The 24,039-nt window shown below is 44.6% G+C and carries 21 protein-coding genes; all 21 read left to right on the top strand.

What is annotated here, in order from left to right; all coding sequences use genetic code 11:
* Positions 1–89 precede the first annotated feature (89 nt).
* Complete coding sequence (locus tag AB5150_RS00325) at positions 90–365, top strand: YabP/YqfC family sporulation protein (RefSeq protein ID WP_055279965.1); 276 nt, start codon at positions 90–92, stop codon at positions 363–365.
* A gap of 4 nt (positions 366–369) precedes the next feature.
* Positions 370–1,641, top strand: a complete 1,272-nt coding sequence (locus AB5150_RS00330; RefSeq protein WP_082423595.1) for a sporulation protein YqfD — start codon at positions 370–372, stop codon at positions 1,639–1,641.
* Positions 1,642–1,669: 28 nt separating this feature from the next.
* Positions 1,670–2,692, top strand: a complete 1,023-nt coding sequence (locus AB5150_RS00335; protein WP_022216489.1) for a PhoH family protein — start codon at positions 1,670–1,672, stop codon at positions 2,690–2,692.
* 1 nt (position 2,693) lies between these two features.
* Positions 2,694–3,206, top strand: a complete 513-nt coding sequence (gene ybeY, locus AB5150_RS00340) for an rRNA maturation RNase YbeY (protein WP_015534911.1) — start codon at positions 2,694–2,696, stop codon at positions 3,204–3,206.
* On the top strand, positions 3,193–4,290 hold the full coding sequence (locus tag AB5150_RS00345) for a DUF3048 domain-containing protein (protein WP_015534912.1): 1,098 nt from the start codon (positions 3,193–3,195) through the stop codon (positions 4,288–4,290). Before ybeY ends, AB5150_RS00345 begins: the two co-directional genes overlap by 14 nt.
* 90 nt (positions 4,291–4,380) lie before the next feature.
* On the top strand, positions 4,381–4,788 hold the full coding sequence (locus tag AB5150_RS00350) for a hypothetical protein (RefSeq protein ID WP_055279963.1): 408 nt from the start codon (positions 4,381–4,383) through the stop codon (positions 4,786–4,788).
* Between the two features lie 37 nt (positions 4,789–4,825).
* Positions 4,826–6,070, top strand: a complete 1,245-nt coding sequence (locus tag AB5150_RS00355; RefSeq protein WP_238050262.1) for an aminoacetone oxidase family FAD-binding enzyme — start codon at positions 4,826–4,828, stop codon at positions 6,068–6,070.
* Entirely contained in the window at positions 6,057–7,700 is a 1,644-nt protein-coding gene (locus AB5150_RS00360; RefSeq protein WP_368291012.1) for an NAD(P)/FAD-dependent oxidoreductase, read from the top strand. Before AB5150_RS00355 ends, AB5150_RS00360 begins: the two co-directional genes overlap by 14 nt.
* The gene (gene proB / locus AB5150_RS00365) at positions 7,693–8,553 is read left to right on the top strand and encodes a glutamate 5-kinase (RefSeq protein ID WP_022216486.1); all 861 of its coding nucleotides are present in this window, start codon (positions 7,693–7,695) and stop codon (positions 8,551–8,553) included. The genes AB5150_RS00360 and proB overlap by 8 nt, the downstream gene beginning before the upstream one ends.
* 17 nt (positions 8,554–8,570) lie before the next feature.
* Positions 8,571–8,789 (top strand): DUF896 domain-containing protein, encoded by a 219-nt coding sequence (locus AB5150_RS00370; RefSeq protein WP_055144981.1) that lies wholly within the window; start codon positions 8,571–8,573, stop codon positions 8,787–8,789.
* A 13-nt stretch (positions 8,790–8,802) separates the two neighbouring features.
* Positions 8,803–9,375 carry a 5-formyltetrahydrofolate cyclo-ligase gene (locus tag AB5150_RS00375; RefSeq protein WP_055272999.1) on the top strand — a complete coding sequence of 191 codons (573 nt, stop codon included), beginning with the start codon at positions 8,803–8,805 and terminating at the stop codon, positions 9,373–9,375.
* A 10-nt stretch (positions 9,376–9,385) separates the two neighbouring features.
* Entirely contained in the window at positions 9,386–10,417 is a 1,032-nt protein-coding gene (locus AB5150_RS00380; protein ID WP_368291014.1) for a patatin-like phospholipase family protein, read from the top strand.
* 53 nt (positions 10,418–10,470) lie between these two features.
* On the top strand, positions 10,471–11,922 hold the full coding sequence (miaB, locus tag AB5150_RS00385) for a tRNA (N6-isopentenyl adenosine(37)-C2)-methylthiotransferase MiaB (RefSeq protein ID WP_055144470.1): 1,452 nt from the start codon (positions 10,471–10,473) through the stop codon (positions 11,920–11,922).
* 29 nt (positions 11,923–11,951) lie between these two features.
* Positions 11,952–14,549 carry a DNA mismatch repair protein MutS gene (gene mutS / locus AB5150_RS00390; RefSeq protein ID WP_368291127.1) on the top strand — a complete coding sequence of 866 codons (2,598 nt, stop codon included), beginning with the start codon at positions 11,952–11,954 and terminating at the stop codon, positions 14,547–14,549.
* A 16-nt stretch (positions 14,550–14,565) separates the two neighbouring features.
* Positions 14,566–16,719 (top strand): DNA mismatch repair endonuclease MutL, encoded by a 2,154-nt coding sequence (gene mutL, locus AB5150_RS00395; RefSeq protein ID WP_368291016.1) that lies wholly within the window; start codon positions 14,566–14,568, stop codon positions 16,717–16,719.
* Positions 16,720–16,730: 11 nt separating this feature from the next.
* Positions 16,731–17,681, top strand: coding sequence for a tRNA (adenosine(37)-N6)-dimethylallyltransferase MiaA (gene miaA / locus AB5150_RS00400; RefSeq protein WP_015534921.1), 951 nt, complete (start codon positions 16,731–16,733; stop codon positions 17,679–17,681).
* 2 nt (positions 17,682–17,683) lie between these two features.
* The gene (locus AB5150_RS00405; protein WP_368291019.1) at positions 17,684–18,970 is read left to right on the top strand and encodes an aminotransferase class I/II-fold pyridoxal phosphate-dependent enzyme; all 1,287 of its coding nucleotides are present in this window, start codon (positions 17,684–17,686) and stop codon (positions 18,968–18,970) included.
* Positions 18,971–19,029: 59 nt separating this feature from the next.
* Positions 19,030–19,758 carry a DNA repair protein RadC gene (gene radC, locus AB5150_RS00410; RefSeq protein ID WP_015534923.1) on the top strand — a complete coding sequence of 243 codons (729 nt, stop codon included), beginning with the start codon at positions 19,030–19,032 and terminating at the stop codon, positions 19,756–19,758.
* Positions 19,758–20,624 (top strand): rod shape-determining protein MreC, encoded by an 867-nt coding sequence (gene mreC, locus AB5150_RS00415; RefSeq protein ID WP_070099076.1) that lies wholly within the window; start codon positions 19,758–19,760, stop codon positions 20,622–20,624. The genes radC and mreC overlap by 1 nt, the downstream gene beginning before the upstream one ends.
* Positions 20,625–20,646: 22 nt before the next feature.
* Positions 20,647–21,156: a rod shape-determining protein MreD gene (mreD, locus tag AB5150_RS00420; protein ID WP_022216476.1), complete on the top strand. Its 510-nt coding sequence runs from the start codon at positions 20,647–20,649 to the stop codon at positions 21,154–21,156.
* Positions 21,156–23,993 carry a penicillin-binding transpeptidase domain-containing protein gene (locus AB5150_RS00425; RefSeq protein ID WP_349092684.1) on the top strand — a complete coding sequence of 946 codons (2,838 nt, stop codon included), beginning with the start codon at positions 21,156–21,158 and terminating at the stop codon, positions 23,991–23,993. Before mreD ends, AB5150_RS00425 begins: the two co-directional genes overlap by 1 nt.
* Positions 23,994–24,039 lie beyond the last annotated feature (46 nt).

The following is a 24,039-nucleotide window of genomic DNA, read 5'->3' on the forward strand; positions in this document are numbered from 1 at the left end:
TAAATTGATTTCTAAGAGTACCGAGTTTATTCGGTACTCTTTTTTTATGTGTATTCATATAATGTTCCAAAAGCGTTATGGTGGTATTCATGAAAGACAGAGCGAAAAACGTTATAGCATTTGAACCTCCGTGCTGGTGTCCGGACTCGGCGGGAACGACCTCCAGACTCACCATGTTCAACAATGATGAGCTGGTGATAGAGAATTTCAGACATGTGATCTACTCTGACGACGAGAGAGTGTCTGTTAAGACCCGGAAAGGGATATTGAATATATATGGGGAAAGATTACAGATCGCTTACTATGCATCCTATGAAGTGAAAATATGCGGTTCGATAAACAGTGTAGATTGGCTGACAGTGTGACTGCATGAATATTAGAAGGGAAATAAGAGGTGTGTGCTATGTGAGCTGTGACAGCCGCGCAGCTCTGCGCCTGATGAATATATGCAGCCATAAAGGAATACGTACATGGTGCGAGAGGGATGTAAAGAAGAACAGAAAAAAGAATGGCAGTAAACAGAATGACAGTAAATGGAATGGCAAGGCAGAAAACTTCTGCATATACTCCGATGACAGAAAAAGACTTGAAGAGATAGCGGACAAATGTATGATAGATATCCGAATAGCTGAGAAGAAGACTCTAAGAACCGGTTTGCTGGGCAATAGGAAGAGGATCTCGATATTACTCGGAGTTTTATTATTTTTGCTGTTTGTATACTGGGAATCAGGGTATGTATGGTACATAGAAATTGACGGATGTGAGGATTATACAAGTGAGGAAATTGCAGATCTTATCGAGATGGAGTATCCGTGCTATGGACATAGAAAAAAGAGTATTGATCTGAGCGAACTGACAGACATGCTGACGGATAATCTTGGGGAGATATGTTGGGCATCCTGCAGCATCAGTGGGACAAAGCTTACAGTTGCGCTCAAGGAGTCCGTGGATGTATTTACAGTTCCGGAAGATGGCAGACCGTGTGATCTCGTGGCCACAATGGATTGTACGATCTATTCCCTTGTTGCATCGGCGGGGACGCCTGTTGCATCGGTTGGAGATGAAGTAAAAAAAGGGGATACTCTTATATCGGGAACAGTTAACATATACAATGATGACAGTGAGGTTGTGGATACGGTGTTTGTACCTGCTTCCGGAGAGATATATGGTCTTTGTGATGTAGAGTACAGAGATGTGGTTGAGAGTGAGCTCCAGGAAAAGGAGACTACAGACAGGAAGGTAAACAAAGTAGATATAAAAATTGGACGCCGGGTATTTACTCCGTATAAAACTGCTGCCTCCGACGGCTCATACGACCTTTCCGCCGAGGAAAAACGGCTGCATATCGGCGATATGTATTTTCCGTTATCCGTGAATATAGAGCGAAAAGTGTTCTATAAAGTAAATACACGTAAGCTTACGGATAAGGAGCAGAAAGACAGACTTAACCAGCATCTGCATGTTTATATTGGCAAAATGCAAGAAAAAGGGGTGCAAATTGTCCGAAAAAATGTTATTATTACTAATGAACGCGGTGAGGCTTCGGCTGAAGGCGATATCAGTATCAGACTCCCGGTTGCTGTGCCGAGATATATTGACGTAAACAATACATCGGGAAGCGAAGAGGTGGAGCCTGACTGACAAATAATAATGACAGGGGATACAAGTATTGAGCGAATATTCAGAATCCGTAACTGTTGCATCAAACTATATACAGACTGTGTTTGGACAGTTTGATGCCAATATAAAAAAGATTGAGAAAGAATACAGTGTGTCAATGATACTTCGCGATGACAAGCTTAAGGTCAGCGGCTCCGAGGAAGGCGTGAAGAAGTCTATTCAGGTTATAGAACAGCTCTTCCAGATGGCAGACCGTGGCTCGTCCATCGATGAACAGAAGGTAGACTACACTATATCGATAGTCAATGAACACCCGCAGGAGGCTAAGGAGAGTCTTGCTGAGCTTGACAGGGACATAATCTGTCACACGATGAGCGGCAAGCCGATCAAACCGAAGACTGTCGGGCAGAGAACATATGTCAATTCAATAGAAAAGTCCATGATAGTATTCGGAGTGGGCCCTGCCGGAACAGGAAAGACTTATCTTGCCATGGCAAAAGCCATAACGGCATTTAAGAATAATGAGGTTGGAAGGATCATACTTACAAGGCCGGCCATAGAAGCCGGTGAGAAACTGGGATTTCTTCCGGGTGACCTTCAGAGCAAGGTTGATCCTTATCTTAGGCCGCTCTATGATGCATTGTATGAGATAATGGGTGCTGATGCTTTTATGAAGAATATGGAAAAGGGACTGATCGAGGTTGCTCCTCTTGCCTACATGAGAGGAAGAACTCTTGATAATGCGTATATTGTGCTGGATGAGGCCCAGAATACCACTCCTGCCCAGATGAAGATGTTCCTTACCAGAATAGGATTTGGCTCAAAGGCCATAATAACAGGAGACCTTTCACAGAAGGATCTTCCACACGACGCGCAGTCAGGTCTTGATGTTGCACTCAAGGTGTTAAAGGATATTGATGACATAAGCATTTGCCATCTGACGAGTCTTGATGTTGTGAGACATCCTTTGGTGCAGAAGATCGTAAATGCGTATGAGAAATATGAGGATAAGAGGAGCAGACAGGCAAAGCCTAGAAAAACCACAACTGCTCAGAAAAACAGAGGAAAATAATATGTCAGTTAATATTGAGAATGAGTATGGAGATATTGATATTAAGAATTATGAGGATGTCATAACAAGTATCGTCCAGGCTTCGCTGGAATTCGTTGGGTGTCCATATCCCTGCGAAGTGAACGTGCTGCTCACGGACAATGACTCCATACATGAAATCAATAACCAGCAGAGGAATATAGACAGGGCGACAGATGTTCTGTCATTTCCACTGATTGATTATACAATTCCTGGAAACTTTGATGGTCTCGAGGATAGCCGGTGTGACTACTTTGATCTTACTACAGATGAACTGCTATTGGGAGATATCGTTATATCTATTGATAAGGTGTATGAGCAGGCAACTGAGTACAATCACTCAAAGACGAGAGAGCTGGCTTTTCTTGTAGCCCACAGCATGCTCCATTTGTCAGGATATGACCATATGGAGGACGATGAGCGCAGGGTCATGGAAGAGATGCAGGAAAAAATACTTACAATGAAAGGATATACAAGAGACTATGAGGAGAATTAAGACGGGATTAGTTCTGGCAACCGCTCTTGTGATGGGATTATCACTTTTTGGATGCGGCTCGAAGAAAACGGAGGAGAATGTCACTACAACGGAGGCTAAGGCAGAGGTGGATGTATCACAGGCCGATATGATGAAGTCTGCCACAGCGGTTGATGAGACTTACCATGAGGGAGTATATAATGATCTTACAGGCGAGTGGAACACCGACAGAAAGGAAGAGTACGGAAGACCGATCGCTATAATGATCAACAATATTGAGAATGCGATTCCTCAGTCAGGCATAGGCCAGGCTGATGTTTTATATGAGTTTGTCGTTGAGGGCGGAATAACAAGAATGCTTGCAATATTCAACGACTATGACAATCTTGAGAAGGTCGGTTCGATCAGAAGCTGCAGACCTTACTATGTTACAACTGCCATGGAGTTTGATGCTATATACATGCATTATGGTCAGTCTCCACAGGGACAGGAGGAGCTTGACAGGACAGGAATAGATCATATAAGCGGACTTGGTGGAGAAGGATCTGTATCTTTCTACAGATCATCAGACCGCGAGGCTCCACACAATGTGTACACAAACAGCGATATGATCAAGGCTGGTCTTGATTATCTTGGATGCTCAACTACCCACAACAAGGGATACAAGAGCAAGTTTGAGTTCAATGAGGAAGATACGGTTCCTGAGGGCGAGTCTGTAAACAAGCTCACACTCAACATGTCAGTTTACACACAGCCTTGGTTTGAATATGATTCAAAGAATAAGGTATATAACAGATTCCAGTATGGTGACAAGCAGATCGATGACCTCACAGGAAAGCAGCTCACATTCAAGAATATCATCATACAGTTTGCTCACTACACCAGCATTGATGATCACGACAGACAGATGATCGATCTCGTTGGCACAGGAGACGGATACTATGTTTCAGATGGAAAGATCGTTCCTATCACATGGACAAAGTCAACCGATGACTCCGTGACAAAGTATTCAACAGCAGATGGAAAAGAACTTCAGCTCAATCCGGGCAAGACATATGTCACAGTATTTGAGAGTGACAATAAGGCCGGAGTTGTATGGGAATAATACAGACATAAACCACATATATTAACAAGGACAGAAGATGGGATGGAATATCCTGTCTTCTGTTTTTTGTTATGAAGAGAAGGTGTGGTAATGTTTAAAAGAATTATGTATTTTTTTGTTATCATTATAGCGGTATTTGTGTTATCTTTTATAACTAGAGAGATCGTGGTGAGTACGGCGTGCAGATCCGGAGACAGTAAAAGTGTGTATAGAGAATTTGACGGTATGGATAGCGGGCATATATTACCCATATCAAATGAGAGTGAACCGGAGCTTTACGGAGGGCTCGTGATTGCTGCTGAGGGTGGAACACCACATGGCAATTTCTATGTGAGCACTTATAATGGACATGTGGCGGTGTACAACAGATTTGGCAGTCTTTGCAGGGAGACGACTTGTACAGTGGATTCATTGGACAAACGTATAAGAGAACTGATCCACAAGCACGTGTATTTCAATGATATAGATGACATGAACAGGTTTATTGACAGCCTGTAAAACGTATGATAAATGATTATGGGAAAGGTGTATCGGAATGATTTATGATATTATAGTTATCGGCGGTGGCCCGGCTGGGATGACAGCCGCAATAAAAGCAAAAGAGACAGCACCATCGGCTTCGGTAAAGCTTATAGATAAAAACAAAAAACTCGGAAAGAAGCTGTATGCGACGGGAAATGGCAAATGTAACATTGCAAATACGAAGCTTGATCTGTCATGCTATTCCAGTGCAAATGAATTTTTCCCATTTCAGTTCGTAACAACGGACAGTCATAATGATGTCATGGATTTTTTTGAAAGCCTTGGTGTTTCCAGCTATGATGATAATGGATATATATATCCTGCATCGCTGCAGGCATCTACCATAGTGTGGGCACTGACGGACAGGCTCAAAATTCTTGGTATAGAAAACAGCACATCGGAGGAAGTCCTGAGTATAAAACAGGGGAAAGATGGTACATATATTGTAGACACAGACAAAGGCGGGTATAGGACGACCCAGGTGATACTTGCACCCGGAGGTGCGGCTGCGCCAAAGCTTGGCGGATCTGATAGAGTATACAGACTTCTGGATGATCTGAATGTACGGTTTGTGAAAACGCATCCGGCTCTGTGTAAATTAAAATGCCATGAATATATATCTGATATGTCAGGGGTACGTGCAAAGGCTGTTGTCCGCCTAATGTGTGATGGAGAGGAGTATGACCACGAGAGAGGCGAGGTTCAGTTTGCATCGGGATATCTTTCGGGCATAGCGGTTTTTAATATGAGTATACAGTGTATAAATCTGATGGAGACTGGCAAAAAGCCATACATAGAACTTGAACTTGTTCCGGACATCAGTGATGATATGTTGGCGGACAGGATGAGACGATTTGCCGAGGTAAATGGCAGACGGAGAGTCGAGGCGATGCTCAATGGTATTGTCAACGAGAAGATCGCCGGGTATATTATAAAAAGTCTTGGTATCAAAGCTTCTGAAGCGGCCGGACTTGACGCGGCTGATATAACATCCATATGTGATATGCTCAAACATATGAGATTCAACATAGATGGATTCGGCAGCTATGAGGACAGCCAGGCGGCAAGCGGTGGAGTTGACACATTGCAGCTCAGGGCAGATAACCTGGAACTTGATGGACACAGAGGCTTATACGCCGCTGGAGAGTATGTCGATGTGACCGGCAAATGTGGTGGATATAATATAATGTGGGCTGTTATAAGCGGCATGAGAGCCGGGGAGTCTGCAGGAAAGAGAATAAAAGATGATCAGAATTAACAATGTAAAACTGCAGCTTGGATTTACAGAGGCAGATGTTAGAAGTGTTATCAAAAAGACGCTGAAGACAGATAAGGAGTTTGAGTATATTTTTTTCAAGCTGTCTCTTGATGACAGGCGGAGAAACCAGGTGAAATATATTGCATCCATAGATGTGGATGTTCCGAATCCGGAAAAATTATTGAAAAGACTTCACAATAATAATGTTATGTTAACAAATGCTACCCAATATAGATTTCCGGAGCCGGGAAATGTCAAAATGACCTATAGGCCTGTGGTGATAGGAACAGGACCGGGTGGCTTATTTGCTGCACTGTATCTTGCCAGAGCCGGATACAGACCGGTTGTTTTTGAGCGCGGCATGGATGTTGACAGGAGAATGGAGCATATAGAGAGATTCTGGAAGGGTGAGGAAGGACTTGATCCAAATTGTAATGTACAGTTTGGAGAGGGCGGCGCAGGAACCTTTTCGGACGGCAAGCTGAATACGGTCATAAAGGATGGCTCGGGCAGACGCACTGAGGTCATGCGGACATTTGTGGAGTATGGTGCAGATCCGTCCATAATGTATATAAATAAGCCACATGTGGGCACTGATGTGCTGTCTGGTATTGTAAGGAATATGCGTGAGGATATAAAGAGACTTGGCGGAGAGGTACATTTTGATTCACTTTTTACCGGTTATGATCAGATCACACAGGATGAGGTGTGTGTACATATAAAGAACCTTTCAGATGGCAGTGAGAAGGAATACAGGACAAATGCCCTTGTTCTGGCACTTGGACACAGCTCAAGGGATACTGTGGAGATGCTTTACAAAAAAGGTGTTCCGATGGAGCCAAAGCCATTTGCCATGGGACTTCGTATCGAACACAAGCGAGCAGATATAGATGTCATGAAGTATGGCGATGATCCGGCGTATGCAAAGCTGCTGCCGGCGGCAGACTACAAGATGACGCATCAGGCGTCAAATGGCAGGGCTGTATATTCATTCTGTATGTGCCCTGGAGGTTACGTGGTGAATGCATCATCCGAGCACGGTGAGACGTGTGTGAATGGTATGAGCTACAGCGGCAGGGATGGTGAGAATTCCAACAGCGCCATTGTGGTAAATGTTACCCCGGAGGATTACGGATCAGATCATCCTCTTGCGGGAATGAAGTTTCAGAGAAGATGGGAGAAGGCCGCATACGAGGCCGGACAGGGGGCTGTTCCGGTGCAGCTCTTCGGAGATTACAGAAGGGACATTCCTACGGAAAAGCTGGGCGGTGTTAAGCCTCAGATTAAGGGTAAGTACAGGCTTACAAGCCTCAAATGCTGTTTGCCAGAGTATATAAAGGATGCTATAATAGAAGGAGTTGTGTCCTTTGATAAGAGGATGCCGGGATATTCATCTGACGATGCAGTTCTCTCAGGAATCGAGGCCAGAACCTCATCACCTGTTCGTATGATACGAGGCGATGAGCTGCGCTGTGAGGGGACATGTATATACCCGTGCGGGGAAGGCGCGGGCTATGCAGGGGGAATAACCTCAGCCGCTGTCGATGGTATGAAGGTGGCCGAGGCCATAGCATCCAGATTCAGCAATGAGGCAATAACAGACGGTACACAGGAGAATATAAATGGATAGAGAGTATTTGAAAGACAAGAAAAAGATAGTAATAAAGATTGGTTCATCTTCACTTATTCACGAGGAGACGGGTGGACTTGACTATACAAAGCTTGAGAAGCTGGTGCGCATCATATGTGATCTGAGAAATCAGGACAAGGATGTGGTCCTCGTATCATCGGGAGCCATCGGAGTCGGAGTACAGGCGCTGGGACTTGCCAGAAGACCTAAGACGACCTCGCTCAGACAGGCGTGTGCTGCAGTGGGACAGGGACAGCTAATGATGATATATCAGAAGCTTTTTCAAGAGTATCACAGCACAGCAGCTCAGGTTCTGCTAACATTTGATGTTATATCGTCGGATGAGAGGAGAAAGAATGCCATCAACACATTCAACGAGCTTCTTCAGCTCGGTGTCGTACCGATCGTCAATGAGAACGATACGGTTGCCATCGATGAGCTGGATGACAGCGTGGCATTTGGCGACAATGATACACTGTCTGCCATAGTTGCATCCATGATCCATGCAGATCTCCTGATACTTCTCACGGATATAGACGGTCTGTACACTGATGATCCACACAATAACCCTGATGCAAAGCTTATACCAGAGGTGAACTGTATAGACGACCATATAATGGATATGGGTAAAGGTGCAGGCTCCAAGTACGGAACCGGCGGAATGACGACCAAGATCGCAGCCGCCAGGATAGCAACCAACTCCAACTCGGATATGGTCATAGTATCCGGAGCGGATATGGACAATATTGTTAAGGTAATGAACGGAGAAAGTATAGGAACTCTGTTCACAGAATATAAGGATCATGACTTTGACGTTGTCAGATTTATTTTGAATAAGGAGTATCTTATATAGTTATGAAAGAGACGATAATCGATGCGGCAAAGATCGCACGTATAAATGAGTTATATCACAAGTCCAAGGCTGAGGGGCTCACCGACGCTGAGAAGAAGGAACAGCAGCAGTTAAGGCAGGAATATATATTTGCTGTGAAGAATAATCTCAGGAGCACGCTCAACAATATAGATATCAAAGAGAAGGACGGTTCCATAACCAGACTTCAGGACCTTGATCCTACAAGAAAGGCGTAGGCACGACTGTATTATGAATAGCGAAGACAGGGTAAAACCCGGCAGCAAAGCCGATATAAGGAAAACAATAAAAGCGGTTAGAAATGCCATGGACAGGGGTGACTGTGCATGGAGATCTGAACTTATATGCAGACGTCTGTCTGAGCTTCCTGAATACGAGAATGCTCTCAATATATGTGCATATATTTCCAAAGGGAATGAAGTGGATACAAAGCTTATAATTGAGAAGGCGTGGTCGGACGGAAAGCATGTATATGTTCCAAAGGTTTATGGACAAGACATGGAGTTTATTGAGATCACAGACTACGAGGAACTTGCATCCGGAAACTTTGGGATACTCGAACCGGTTTCTGATGATTTTGAGGAGATCGAAGATGGGCTTATGTTCATGCCCGGGATTGCATTTGATCACAGCCGCAACCGCATAGGCTTTGGCGGAGGGTATTACGACAGATATCTGGCGAGGCATGCAGGGCTTGTCACGGTGGCACTGGCGTATGAATTCCAGATAGTTGATAAGATAGACAGTGAACCTACAGATATCAGACCACATATCATAGTAACAGAATCGGAAGTTATATCATAATGGAGGGTCAATGAACAGAGACGAGATAACAGCAAAGATCGCTGAACTTGAAAAGAAGATACAGATGGATAAGCTGCAAAAAAATGGTGCATACAGCACAGGAAGTGTTGTGGGATCTGCAGAGCATGGAGTGAAGGCTGACAGCTATGCGCTGTGCCTTGGCGGTGGCGGCGGTAAAGGAGCGTACCAGCTCGGGGTGTACAGAGCACTTGCAGAGTATGGACTTATTGACAAGGTTACGGCCATATCAGGCACCTCCATAGGCGCGATAAATGCCGTGCTTTTCGCGTGCAATGATCCTGACAGAAGCGAGGAGGCATGGAAGAAGATACATTTTGAGACGGTGTTTGACGTTGATCCTGATCTGATGTTCAACGACAAATCGGGATTCATGTCGCGCAGGGAGATGATAAAGCTCATGGACAGCTATGTGGATTACGGAAAGCTGTCTGATGGGCAGGTCACCGTGTATGCAGCCATAGCTGAGTGCGCGCAGGAAGGTGAAAGACAGGCTGAGTATATAAGCCTTGCAGGAATGGATGCGGAGGAGATCAGGACAGTTGTCATGGCATCATCCACCCTGCCTATGCTCTATGAGTCTGTGACTTATAACGGTAAGGAGTATTGTGATGGCGGTCTCGCCGACAATGTTCCGGTGAAACCTCTGTATGATATGGGATATAGGAATATCGTTGTGTGCGGCCTTAATCCCGACTCAAAGAAAGACATATCTGCATATACAGATGCGGATATCATAGAGATATATCCAAGTGTAAGCCTGGGAGATCTGATAGATGGAACCTTGAATTTCTCTGCAAATTCAGTAAAATTCAGAAGCCTGCTCGGTTATAAGGATGCCATGAGGGCACTTAAGGTTCATTTTGAGAATGATCCTGATTACATCGCGGCGCTGGATCATTACAGGGATATTGATCTTGCGGATATACAGACTCAGATGAGGATGGATGCCGCGGATTCCAGCGTGAAAAATACTATGGATAACATAGGCAGGATACTTGGTAAGCTGGGCATAGAGGAATAACTACAGAAGGATTTACGCAGCTTTAAAGAAATAGATAAGGATACATAGATATTATGAATGATTTGGAAAAAGTTATTGACGGCATAGATCTGGGGCTTCCAGCTCCGTTTGAGGAACCGGAGAGGCAGTATTATTTTATAAAAAAGGGCAGGGAGTATGTCACAGCAAGAAGCAAAGAGCTGGGACGTGACCTTACCTGTTCCATACAGACATTTGGCTGTCAGATGAACGTCCGGGATTCTGAGAAGCTTGCCGGAATACTTGAGCAGATGGGATATGTTAGGACCGAGTCCGAACATGCGGACTTTATAATATATAACACATGTACGGTCAGGGAGAATGCCAACAGAAAGGTTTATGGTCACCTTGGTCTCATGAAGCACCTCAAGGAGAAAAATCCTGAGATGAAGATAGCTCTGTGCGGATGCATGATGCAGGAGCAGCATGTGGTGACAACCATAAGCAAGAGCTATAGGTTTGTCGATATGGTATTTGGAACACACAATGTATATAAGCTTGCTGAGATATTTGTGAGCAGGATAGAATCCGGAAGCATGGTCATAGATATCTGGAAGGACGCCAAGGAGGTCGTGGAGGATCTTCCTGCGGTGAGGGAATTCCCATTCAAATCAGGTGTAAATATCATGTTTGGATGCAACAATTTCTGTACCTACTGTATAGTTCCATATGTAAGAGGAAGGGAGCGAAGCAGAAATCCGGAGGATATCATAGCTGAGTGTGAGAGGCTTGCTGACGACGGAGTGGTGGAGATCATGCTCCTCGGGCAGAATGTCAATTCATATGGCAAGAATCTTGAGCATCCGATCACATTTGCGGAACTGTTGAGGCGTGTGTGTGCCATAGAGAAGATACAGAGAGTAAGATTCATGACCTCACATCCAAAGGATCTGTCGGATGAACTGATAGATGTCATCGCGGAGAATCAAAAGATCTGCAGACATCTCCATCTGCCGGTACAGTCGGGCTCGACAAAGATACTGAATGCGATGAACAGACGGTACACAAAGGAGTCATATCTTGCACTGGTTGACCGCATAAGGGCAAAGGTTCCGGAGATATCACTCACCACTGATATAATCGTGGGATTCCCTGGTGAGACCGAGGAGGATTTCCTTGAGACCATGGACGTGGTTGAGAAAGTACAGTATGACACCGCATTTACATTTATATATTCAAAGAGAACAGGAACTCCTGCCGCCGGAATGGAGAATGGTTCCACAAAGGAAGAGATACAGGATAGATACAACAGGCTTTTAAGGCGTGTGCAGGAGATAAGTGATGTGAAGACCATTGCGATAAAGGGACAGACACAGCCGGTTCTGGTTGAGGGCTTTGACGAGAAGGGCGACGGCCTTCTGACCGGAAGACTCTCCAACAACATACTTGTCCATTTCCCTGGGTGTGCGGAGATGGTTGGAAAGATCCTGAATGTAAAGCTTGTTGAGTGTAAGGGATTTTATTACATGGGTGAATTAGCAGAATAGGAGTAGTTGAAGTGGCAGCATTAACACCAATGATGGCTCAGTATATGGAAGTTAAGAATCAGTATAAGGACTGTATTCTCTTCTACAGACTGGGAGATTTCTACGAGATGTTCTTCGACGATGCCCTGACGGCATCCAGGGAACTTGAGATAACACTGACCGGCAGGGACTGTGGTCAGGAGGAGCGGGCACCGATGTGTGGTGTTCCGTATCATGCTTGTGACATATACCTGAACAAGCTGATAGAGAAGGGCTACAAGGTAGCCATATGTGAGCAGATGGAAGATCCGAAGCTCGCAAAGGGTATAGTAAAAAGAGAAGTTATACGTATAGTTACGCCTGGTACAAATATGTCCCAGGCTATTCTTGATGAGACGAGGAATAACTATCTCATGTGTATATTTGGCTGTAATGATGAGTATGGTGTGGCCGTATGCGATATCACAACAGGGGAGTTCCGTTCCTGTCATATCTCATCTACATCCAAGCTGTACGACGAGATAAACAAATATTCCCCGACGGAGATCATAGGAAATGGCACATTCCTGTCATGCGATCTGAACTTTGATTACATGAAGGAGAAGATGAAGATAACGATATCGGAGGCTCCGTCTCATTATTTTAACGATGACACCTGTGAGGATTTCATTAAAAGACAGTTTAAGGTCGGATCAATAGATGGTCTCGGCATAGATGAGCAGGAGGATATGCTGCTGTCAGCGGGCGCACTTCTCCAGTATCTACATGAGACACAGAAGAACTCACTGGATCATATCAACAGGATAGATATATATTCCATAGAGGACTTCATGATCATAGACAGCTCATCCAGAAGAAATCTGGAACTGACAGAGACACTCAGGGATAAGCAGAAGAGAGGCTCACTGCTCTGGGTGCTTGACAAGACCAAAACGGCCATGGGAGCGAGAATGCTCAGAAATATGATAGAGCAGCCCCTTATCCACAAAGATGATATAGAAGCCAGACTTGACGCGATAACAGAGCTCAACGACTCTGTCATAACCAGAGACGAACTCCGTGAGTACATGAATACTATATACGATCTCGAGAGACTTATGACGAGGATATCGTTAAGAACAGCGAATCCGAGAGATCTTCTGGCATTTAAGACGTCCATACAGCTTCTTCCATTTATAATACAGCTTCTCGGTGAATTCCATTCGGATGAGCTCACCGAGATCAGGGATGGAATAGATGATCTACAGGATCTCTATGACCTTCTTGACCGTGCCATAGTTGATGAGCCGCCTATACTTATCAGAGAGGGCGGAATATTCAAAGATGGCTATCTTGAGGACATAGACACTCTGAAGAATGCCACAACTGATGGCAAGAACTGGATCGCAGAGCTTGAGGCCAGAGAGAAGGAAAAGACCGGAATCAAGAATCTCAAGATAAAGTTTAATAAGGTGTTCGGATATTATTTTGATGTAACCAATTCATATAAGAGTCTTGTGCCGGATTATTTCATCAGAAAGCAGACACTTGCCAATTCTGAGAGATACACAACCGAGGAGCTTGACAGACTGGCTGGAGTTATACTCGGATCATCCGACAAGCTTGTTGCGCTGGAGTACAACACATATGTTGAGCTCAGGGACACCCTTGCTGCAGAGCTCACAAGGGTACAGAGAACAGCACACAGCATAGCCATGCTCGATGCTCTGTGTTCACTCTCATATGTGGCTGTTGCAAATGGGTATGTTAGACCTGAGATCAATACAGATGGAGTCATCGACATAAAGGACGGACGTCATCCGGTCGTTGAGAAGATGCTGAACAACGATATGTTCATCACAAACGACACATATCTGAACAACCATGAGAGCAGGATATCTATCATCACCGGTCCTAACATGGCTGGTAAATCCACATATATGAGACAGACTGCGCTCATAGTTCTCATGGCTCAGGTTGGAAGCTTTGTCCCTGCGGCATCTGCCAATATAGGCATATGCGACAGGATATTTACAAGAGTGGGAGCTTCCGACGACCTTGCATCAGGACAGTCCACATTTATGGTGGAGATGAGCGAGGTCGCAAATATACTTAGAAATGCCACGAAGAACAGCCTTCTCATCCTTGATGAGATAGGTCGAGGAACAAGCACATATGACGGTCTGGCGATCGCCTGGGCTGTCGTTGAGTATATAAGCAACAGTGAACTGCTCGGAGCAAAAACTCTGTTTGCGACACATTACCATGAGCTCACGGAGCTTGAGGGTAAGCTGTCGGCAGTCAACAACTACTGTATAGCGGTCAAGGAAGACGGAGACGACATAGTGTTCCTCAGAAAGATCGTCAAGGGCGGTGCCGACAGAAGCTACGGTATACAGGTTGCAAAGCTTGCCGGTGTGCCGGATGTCGTTATAGCGAGAGCAAATGAGATATGTAATCAGCTTATAGACAAGGACATAACCACCAAGCTGAAGGAGATAAAGGTTACAAATGATTTCAAGCCGAAGAAAGAAGACACCCAGATGTCAATGTTCGGCTCACTTGCCGAATCACAGGTGATCGAGGACATAAAGTGTGTTGATCTGTCCAACATGACACCTATGAAGGCGTTGCTTTATTTAAATGAATTGCAGGAGCGACTTAAATAATAAGGAGCGATAAGTAATGATAAAAGTATTAGACCAAAATACGATTAACAAGATAGCAGCCGGTGAGGTTATAGAGAAGCCGAGCTCGGTCATCAAGGAGCTTGTGGAAAATTCCATAGACTCAGGTGCCACAGCGGTAACCGTCGAGGTAAAGGGAGGCGGACTGTCATTTCTCAGAGTCACCGACAACGGAGCAGGTATAAAGAAGGATGAGGTCAAGCTTGCATTTCTCAGACATGCCACAAGTAAGCTTGTGACAGTCGAGGATCTCCTGAGTATCTCTTCTCTTGGTTTCCGTGGTGAGGCACTTGCAAGTATAGCGGCGGTTGCCCAGGTGGAGATGATAACCAAGACCGCTGATGATGTGACCGGTCTCAGATACCAGATACATGGCGGTAAGGAGATATCCAGCGAGGAGATAGGTGCTCCGGGTGGAACAACCATAATTGTCAGAAATCTTTTCTACAATACACCGGCGAGAAAGAAGTTCATGAAGACTGATGCCACGGAGACAAGCTATATCTACGACTTGATGTGCCGTATATGCATGTCACACCCGGAGATCTCATTTAAGTTCATTGCAAATGGAACAGACAAGCTGTTCACATCAGGCAATGGCAAACTCAGAGACATAATCTACCATATCTATGGAAGAGACATCACCTCAAATCTTCTTGAGATAAATGCGGAAAATGACTATATGAAGATCTCCGGATATATAGCAAGACCTTGTATATCAAGGGGCAACAGATCATTTGAGGGCTACTATGTAAATCACAGATATATAAAGAGTGCGGTGCTCACCAAGGCGATCGAGGATGCTTTCAGGACATTTGTCATGATACACAAGTTTCCATTCACCGAGATCAATTTCCAGGTGAGACCTGATCTCCTCGATGTAAATGTACATCCGACCAAGATGGAGTTGAAATTCGCCAACAGTCAGGATATATACAGCTTCACCTACAATGCCATAAGGGAGACACTGTTATTCAAGGAGCTCATTCCTGATGTGGCGCCGGGGAAGGATCCGAAGCCGGAGACATTTAAGCAGAGGGATGTTGGAAATGCACCGGAGGCATTCGAGAATAAAAGGCGTGAGGCAATAGTCAGGGCAGAGGAGCGGACTGTACCGCAGAGTCAGCCTGAGCAGCTTCGGCCGGCAGAACCGCAGAGTCAGCCTGAGCAGCTTCGCTCGGCGGAGACGCAGACATCACCACAGCAGCTTTGCCCGATCGAACCACAGACATCATCACAGCCGGTCCGCCCGGTTATAGAAATCATAGATGAGACTAGCAGCTCAAACAATAAAGAATCAGACGTCATAGATAATAACCAGACGGAGAAGCCGGCAGGAAACTACATATATGCGGATAGAAATAATGATCTTGAGAGAGAGATAGTACAAAACAGGAATGTGGTAAACGAGAGTCCGGCATATACAGCTCCGGCACCAGCTAGACCTTCGGTCACAGCGGCGACACAAGACTCAACAGTATCTGCAGCTTCAGATGCAGCTTATATTGAGGAAGCCGAAAAAAAATATGTACAGCAGGATATGTTCCAGGAGAAATTCCTGACAAAGGAGGCCCGTGCGAAGCACAGACTCATAGGACAGCTTTTCAAGACATACTGGCTCATAGAGTACGATGGTAAGTTCTTCATAATGGATCAGCATGCCGCCCATGAGAAGGTTAAGTACGAAGAGCTTATGGAGAATTACAAGAATAAGAAGATATACTCACAGTATCTTATGCCTCCAGCGGTTGTTACACTCAGTGCCGCAGAGATAGAGTTCCTTCATGAGAACATGGATATGTTCGAGGCACTTGGATATCAGATAGAGAACTTTGGAGGCAGGGAGTTCAAACTTAACGCTGTACCTGACAACCTGTTTGGCCTTGATGGCAGAGAGCTTTTTATAGACTTCATAGCTGATGCGAGCAGCAGTGCGAAAAAGGTTACCATAGACACATTTATACACAAGCTTTCCACTATGGCGTGTAAGGCTGCGATAAAGGGCAATACGGAGATAAGCTTCAAGGAGGCTGACGCACTTATAGACCAGCTCTTAAAACTAGAAAACCCTTATACATGTCCTCATGGACGTCCGACTGTCATATCCATGACGGAGGCGGAGATTGAGAAGAAGTTTAAGCGAATAGTATAGGAGATAACAGGATGGATAAGAATATGAAACCACTGATAATCCTCACCGGCCCCACGGCTGTCGGCAAGACGGCACTGTCCATAGGACTGGCAAAGGCGGTGGACGGCGAGATCATATCCGCAGATTCCATGCAGGTATATAGAAAGATGAATATTGGAACGGCGAAGATAGAGCCGGAGGAGATGCAGGGGGTAAGGCATCATCTGATAGATATTCTGGATCCGGCAGAAGAGTTCAACGTTGTGCTTTTCAAGAAATATGCTCTTCGTGCTATGGAGGATATATATTCCCGTGGAAAAATTCCAATCATAGTAGGCGGCACCGGTTTCTATATCCAGGCTCTTCTGTACGATATTGATTTTGAGGAAAATGACAACGATATGTCATACAGGGAAAAGCTGCAGAACCTTGCAGATACCCACGGCAAGACATTCCTTCATGACATGCTAGCGGAGGTCGACCCTGAATCCGCTGAAAAGATACATGAGAACAATGTAAAAAGAGTGATACGGGCTCTTGAATTTTATAAAAAAACAGGTATGAAGATATCTGAACACAACGAGACTGAGTCGCAGAAGAAGTCACCATATAATTTTGAATATTTTGTGTTAAATGATGACAGACAGAAATTATATGATAGAATAGACAGACGGATAGATATCATGCTTGAGGCAGGGCTTCTGGACGAGGTAAAACTGCTTGTGAGCGAGGGTTACAGCAGGGAGCTGGTGTCCATGCAGGGGCTTGGCTACAAGGAGATAATCGATTATATTCAGGGCAGATGCACTCTGGATGAGGCAGTATATACGCTAAAGAGAGATACAAGGCATTTTGCCAAGAGACAGATCACATGGTTCAAGAGGGAAAAACATGTGACCTGGGTTGATAAAAGTGAGTACGACAGCGAGTCTGAAATATTGTCATTTATGCTGGACAGGCTTCACGAAAAGGAGATTATATAGAAATGAAAGATATGTTAAAGGATTACTACAGATCACTGAATGTGGATGAAAAGGTGTTTGAATACTGCAATAGTGTGGAGGAGAAACTTAAGGATAGATTTGCAGCCATCGATGCTGTGAGTGAGCTTAACCAGCTCAAGGTCCTTAAGGCCATGCAGGACAACAGATTGTCTGAGGCACATTTTGCAGGCTCTTCGGGTTATGGTTATACGGATGACGGAAGAGATGCCCTTGAGAGGATATATGCAGACGTATTTCACACGGAGGATGCCCTTGTCAGGACACAGATAGTGTGCGGAACCCATGCACTCTGCACGGCCATGTTCGGTAATCTGCGCCCGGGAGATGAGATCCTTGCCATAGCGGGAAAGCCGTACGACACATTGGATGAGATCATTGGTATCAGGGAGTCAAGGGGGTCACTTGCAGAGTATGGTGTCACATATGCCCAGGTAGATCTGTTGCCGAACGGAGACTTTGACATTGATGGAATAAAGAATGCGATCAATAGCCGCACAAGGCTTGTGGAGATACAGAGATCCAAGGGATATGCGGTCAGAAAGACGCTGTCTGTACAGCAGATCGGTGAGGCCATAAAAGCGGTCAAGAGTGTAAATCCTGACATCATATGCATGGTAGACAACTGTTACGGAGAATTCGTACAGGATATAGAGCCGTCGGATGTGGGTGCCGATCTTGTGGTCGGTTCTCTCATCAAGAATCCGGGTGGCGGTCTTGCACCGATAGGAGGTTATATATGCGGAAAGAAGGAGTACGTGGAGAATGCTTCATACAGACTCACAACTCCGGGACTCGGCAAGGAGGTTGGAGCCTCACTTGGCAATACAAAGACTCTCACTCAGGGACTTTTCATGGCACCTACAGTTACTGCAAGTGCGCTTAAGGGTGCGATATTTGCAGCAAATGTATACGAGGGACTGGGCTTTAAGGCTGTTCCTGACAGCACAGAGGACAGATACGATATTATTCAGGCTGTTGAGCTTCAGACTCCTGAGAGGGTCGTGGCATTCTGTGAAGGAATCCAGGCTGCAGCGCCGGTTGACAGTTATGTAAGACCTGAGCCTTGGGACATGCCGGGCTATGATTCACCGGTCATCATGGCCGCTGGAGCATTTGTGTCTGGTTCATCCATTGAGCTCTCAGCGGATGCACCTATGCGCTCACCTTACGCGGTATATTTTCAGGGGGGACTTACATATCCCCATGCCAAGTACGGCATAATAATGTCATTACAGAAAATGGTAGAAAAAAACCTTATAGTATGGTAGATTAATTAGTCGGCCATATAAAATTTTCTCTGGAGCTTGGAGAGGCGGAAGGAGGAAATATGGATAAAAATTATTGCAAAGAGAATTTTGCAGGAGGACTTTCGGTCTCCATGAAAGAAATGTCGGAGACTGAGAGACCGTATGAGAAGAGCTTTAAGTATGGAGTTGAGGTTCTCACAGATGCTGAACTTCTGGCAGTCATCCTCAGAACCGGAAGCAGGAAGGCAAATGCGCTGTCCACAGCCTACAGGATACTGGATGCCCATCCGGTCCACAAGGGGATAGTGGGGCTTAATTACCTGACTGTGAGTGAACTTGAAGAGATAAGCGGAGTTGGAAAGGTAAAAGCGATACAGATGAAATGTCTGGCTGAGATATCCAGGAGGATGGCCAGGGCTTCATTTAAGCCGTTTTTGTCGTTCCAGTCCCCACAGAGCATTGCGGATTATTTCATGGAGAACACAAGATATCTCGAAAAGGAATACGTGTATCTCCTCATGTTTGATGCGAAGCATAAGCTCATAAAGGATGTCCGCATTTCAGAGGGAACAGTGAACAGTTCGATGTTATCTCCGAGAGAGGTGTTTGTGGAGGCGCTCAGATACGATGCTGTCTATATCATACTTGTGCATAACCACCCATCCGGAGATCCGACTCCGAGCGGTCAGGATATAGATATCACCAGAGAGATGGACAGAGCTGGGGAACTGATAGGGATAGAGCTTTCAGATCATATTATTTTAGGAAATAACTGCTATGTCAGCTTAGCTGAGCGAGGTATTTTATAATGAAACGAAGACGAAATAGGAACAGAAAAAGAATAGAGATCACACCGAGATATTTTTTGCTTGGACTCACAGGCTTTTGCGTTGTGCTCATGCTTGTATCTCTCTTTGCGGGGGGAATATTTGCACCGGTGAGGAATTTTACCAACATATTTGTCCAGCCCATGCAGAAAGGGGTAAATACCATAGGCAGATGGGTTCAGAGCAAAACTGAGGCATTCCAGAATTACGACGCACTGTTAAAGGAGAATGAAACACTCAAGGATCAGCTTGAACAGAGTCAGAAGCAGGTGGCACAGTACCAGCAGAATTCGTATGAGCTCGAACGTCTTCAGGCACTTTATGAGCTTGATCTCCAGTATTACGATTATAAGAAGACTGCTGCCAGAGTCATATCAAAGGATACCGGCGGATGGTTTCAGGTGTTCTATGTCGACAAGGGAACAGATGATGGTGTTGTCGAGGGCTGCAATGTCATGTATGGCAACGGCCTGTGTGGAATAGTCACAGAGGCCGGAAAGGATTATGCCAAGGTAAGAGCCATCATAGACGATACATCAAATGTAAACGGAATGATATTACCGTCAGAGGCTATTTGTAATGTTGAGGGAAGTGTCAGCAATTATGAGAATGGCTATCTTATCGCTGAAAACATTGACAAGGACGCAGAGGTCGGAGTCGGCGATCAGGTCGTCACATCCTATGTGTCAAGCAAATATCTGTCGGGAATTAACATAGGGTATGTAACAAAAATAGAGGAAGATTCCAACAATCTTACAAAGACTGCATATATCACTCCGGCATGTGATTTTTCAAAGATACAGGAGGTACTCATAGTCCTCCAGACCAAGAAAACTGTTTCGGAGTAGAAGTAAAGAGGTTAAACAGACATTGAGAAGAGTTATCACACTTGGATTATTAATCATAATATGTTTTGTGCTTCAGTCAGCACTTTTTCCATATATTTCAGTTGCGGGTGCGACTCCCAATCTGATGCTCATCCTCACGGTGTCCTTTGGACTTATGAGAGGTCGAAAAGAGGGAATGCTGGTGGGATTTTTCTGTGGCTTTTTATATGATCTGTACTTTGGCTTTGCCATAGGCCCTTTTATGATCATATATATGCTCATTGGATACTGTAACGGATTTTTCCACAGACTGTACCTCGTGGAGGATGTACTGCTGCCTATCATCATCATAACACTTGATGATTTCATATTTAATTTCATAACATTTATAATATTCTTTGTAATGCGTAACAGACTCAGTTTTGGGCTGTACATGAAGGATATTATTTTGCCGGATATGATATACACAGCCATACTTACGATGATAGTATTCAAGCTGTTTGTCTTTATAAACAAGCGGCTGAAACGCGCTGAAAAAGGAAGTGAGACATAGTGATCAGAGATATATTAGAGATAATCAAAGATTTTATAGTAGAAAAGTTAAAGAGCCGTATTTTTTATGTCACTCTGTTTTTTTTGTGCCTGTCAGGCGTGCTTGTGTACAGATTGTTTAATCTTCAGATCATAAATGGAGAAAAATATCAGTCCAGCTTCCAGTACAAATCACTTAAGACGGTGTCGGTCAAGGCCACCAGAGGAAAGATTTTCGACTGCAACGGAAAACTGCTTGCATATAACGAATCTTCATACAATCTGAGTTTCACCAGCAATGCAGACCTCACTGAGGCGGCAGACAAGAAGAATATGTCGGTCAATGAGCTAAGAAATGAGATAGTTTATAAGACGATACTTATACTTGAGCAGAATGGAGACAGTCTGTCCGTGGAGCTTCCGATCAAGCTGGATGCAAATGGCAACATGAAATTCACGATAAGCGGCTCACAGCTCAATACATTTTATATGAATGTTTATGGTGCAAGCTCAGTTGATGCCCTCACCGATGCACAGAAGAATGCTACAGCAAGGGAAGTATTTGACTATATGAGAAGTGATGAACTTTTCAATATCTCAGGTGATTATTCGGATGCCTATGTGCTCAAGATCCTTGCCGTGAGATATGAGGTATGGCTCAACAGATACCAGCAGTACATGACAGTGGATATCGCCAACAATATAAGTCAGCAGAGCTATGCTGCGATAACTGAGAATATGGATACACTGCTCGGAATGGATGTGAGTATTGAATCAAACAGAGTATACAATGATGCCATATATTTTTCGCATATAATCGGATATATCGGCAACATTTCAAATGAGGAGCTCGAGGAGTACAATGCGAAGCTTGACGAGAATCAGCAGTATGATTCCAATGATATGGTTGGAAAGCTTGGTTTGGAACAGTCGTACGAGGATCAGCTTCGTGGTGTTGACGGTTCCCAGAAGATGTACGTTGACAACATGGGAAAAGTCCTTGAGATTATAGAAAAGACTGATTCTGTTGCAGGAAACGATATTTACCTCACACTTGACTCTGATCTTCAGAAATACTGCTACAACGCACTTGAAAAGGAATTGTCGTATATTCTCCTTGCAAATCTCAAGAACGTGACGACATCCAAGGAGAAAGAGGATATACCTATAACGGATGTGTACTCGGCATTCTTTGACAACAACATTATAGACATAAAGGCCCTTAATGCTGCGAATGCAACTGACAATGAAAAGAATGTGTACAACACATTTGTATCAAGCAAGCAGTACACACTCAATGCGCTTTCGGACATTCTGAAGAGCAGTCACACGGAACTGTATAATCTTTCGGATCAGTACAAGGATTATATGGAGTTTATATGCGAGACGCTGAGCTCAAACGGCATATATGACAGCAGTGCAGTGGATAAGGACAGTGACACATATAACAACTATGTAAATGACAAGATATCATTATATGAGTATCTGAAATACTGCATAAGCCAGGGAGTAATAGACATAACCGGCATTCAGACAAGCAGTGATTATTATGATACGGATGAGATATACAATGTTATTGTCGATTATGTACTCAAAGAATTTGAGGATGACTCCGATTTCGACAAACGAGTCTTCAAATATATGATATTATCAGGTGAAATAACAGGTTCCCAGGTAATATACCTGTTATACGACCAGGGAATCCTTAATAGTACAACAGACGAAGATTACGAGGAATTTACGTCAGGTGTCCTCAGCAATTTTGAATTTATTTACAGAAAGATCAAAAAGCTTGAGATAACACCTGCCATGCTTGCTCTTGACCCATGCTCGGGATCCATCGTGGTGGTCGATCCGGCGACAGGAACTGTAAGGGCTATGGTAAGCTACCCAAGCTACGACAACAACAAGCTCACAAATGTGATCGATCCTGACTATTATGCCAAGATAACAGAAGATAAGACGACCCCTATGTACAATCGTGCAACCATGCAGAGAACTGCACCGGGTTCCACATACAAGATGCTCATTGCTGCAGCTGGTCTGCAGGAGGGCGTTATAGACGTTGGATCAGTTATAACTGATTACGGTACATTCTCAAAGGTTGTTCCTTCACCGGCCTGCTGGCTCAGAAGCGGACACGGAACACTTGGTCTCGCTGACGCCATAGAGGTATCGTGTAACGGTTTCTTCTATGAGGTTGGATACCGCCTTGCCACAGACAGCAAGGGAGTATATCAGGATGCACAAGGTATAGATAAGATACAGAAGTACGCTTCGTTATTTGGACTTGACCAGAAGTCAGGTGTGGAGATAGAAGAGATGGATCCGCATGTGTCAGATACTGATGCGGTACGTTCTTCTATCGGACAGGGTACAAATAACTATGCGCCTGTCCAGCTTGCCAGATATGTGACAACCATCGCCAATGAGGGCAACTGTTATGACCTGACACTGGTGAACGAGATAAAAAATATAGATGGAAGAACAGTGTATAAGAGTGACAACGTTCCTAAGAATACAGTTGATCTGACGGACGGCCAGTGGGCGGTCATAAAACAGGGAATGCGTCAGATGGTAAGTGACCACACAAGTCCATCGGCTCTTATAAATCAGATAAATGTCAATGTTGCCGGCAAGACGGGAACAGCAGAGGAGGATACCACAAGGCCGGATCACGCATTGTTTGTGTCATTTGCGCCTTATGAGAACCCTGAGGTCAGTGTAACATGTGTTATTCCACATGGATATACATCGGGTAACGCAGAGGAGCTTGCCGGAATGGTGTACGCATATATGTATGACCCTGACAAGCTTGATACGCTTGACATAACAGGAAACAACCAGATGTCAGATTAATTGAGATACCAAAGATATATCACAGAACCTGTGTGTAGGAAATAAT

This window comes from Coprococcus sp. RTP21281st1_F1_RTP21281_210402, from assembly GCF_040915325.1.
Taxonomy (GTDB): Bacteria; Bacillota; Clostridia; order Lachnospirales; family Lachnospiraceae; genus Coprococcus; species Coprococcus aceti.

What these genes read in the sequence shown, in the direction of transcription:
- AB5150_RS00325 (WP_055279965.1), top strand. Translation starts at nt 90, where the DNA reads ATGAAAGACAGAGCGAAAAACGTTATAGCATTTGAACCTCCGTGCTGG.
- AB5150_RS00330 (WP_082423595.1), top strand. Translation starts at nt 370, where the DNA reads ATGAATATTAGAAGGGAAATAAGAGGTGTGTGCTATGTGAGCTGTGAC.
- ybeY (WP_015534911.1), top strand. Translation starts at nt 2,694, where the DNA reads ATGTCAGTTAATATTGAGAATGAGTATGGAGATATTGATATTAAGAAT.
- AB5150_RS00345 (WP_015534912.1), top strand. Translation starts at nt 3,193, where the DNA reads ATGAGGAGAATTAAGACGGGATTAGTTCTGGCAACCGCTCTTGTGATG.
- AB5150_RS00350 (WP_055279963.1), top strand. Translation starts at nt 4,381, where the DNA reads ATGTTTAAAAGAATTATGTATTTTTTTGTTATCATTATAGCGGTATTT.
- AB5150_RS00355 (WP_238050262.1), top strand. Translation starts at nt 4,826, where the DNA reads ATGATTTATGATATTATAGTTATCGGCGGTGGCCCGGCTGGGATGACA.
- AB5150_RS00360 (WP_368291012.1), top strand. Translation starts at nt 6,057, where the DNA reads ATGATCAGAATTAACAATGTAAAACTGCAGCTTGGATTTACAGAGGCA.
- proB (WP_022216486.1), top strand. Translation starts at nt 7,693, where the DNA reads ATGGATAGAGAGTATTTGAAAGACAAGAAAAAGATAGTAATAAAGATT.
- AB5150_RS00375 (WP_055272999.1), top strand. Translation starts at nt 8,803, where the DNA reads ATGAATAGCGAAGACAGGGTAAAACCCGGCAGCAAAGCCGATATAAGG.
- AB5150_RS00380 (WP_368291014.1), top strand. Translation starts at nt 9,386, where the DNA reads ATGAACAGAGACGAGATAACAGCAAAGATCGCTGAACTTGAAAAGAAG.
- miaB (WP_055144470.1), top strand. Translation starts at nt 10,471, where the DNA reads ATGAATGATTTGGAAAAAGTTATTGACGGCATAGATCTGGGGCTTCCA.
- mutS (WP_368291127.1), top strand. Translation starts at nt 11,952, where the DNA reads ATGATGGCTCAGTATATGGAAGTTAAGAATCAGTATAAGGACTGTATT.
- mutL (WP_368291016.1), top strand. Translation starts at nt 14,566, where the DNA reads ATGATAAAAGTATTAGACCAAAATACGATTAACAAGATAGCAGCCGGT.
- miaA (WP_015534921.1), top strand. Translation starts at nt 16,731, where the DNA reads ATGGATAAGAATATGAAACCACTGATAATCCTCACCGGCCCCACGGCT.
- AB5150_RS00405 (WP_368291019.1), top strand. Translation starts at nt 17,684, where the DNA reads ATGAAAGATATGTTAAAGGATTACTACAGATCACTGAATGTGGATGAA.
- radC (WP_015534923.1), top strand. Translation starts at nt 19,030, where the DNA reads ATGGATAAAAATTATTGCAAAGAGAATTTTGCAGGAGGACTTTCGGTC.
- mreC (WP_070099076.1), top strand. Translation starts at nt 19,758, where the DNA reads ATGAAACGAAGACGAAATAGGAACAGAAAAAGAATAGAGATCACACCG.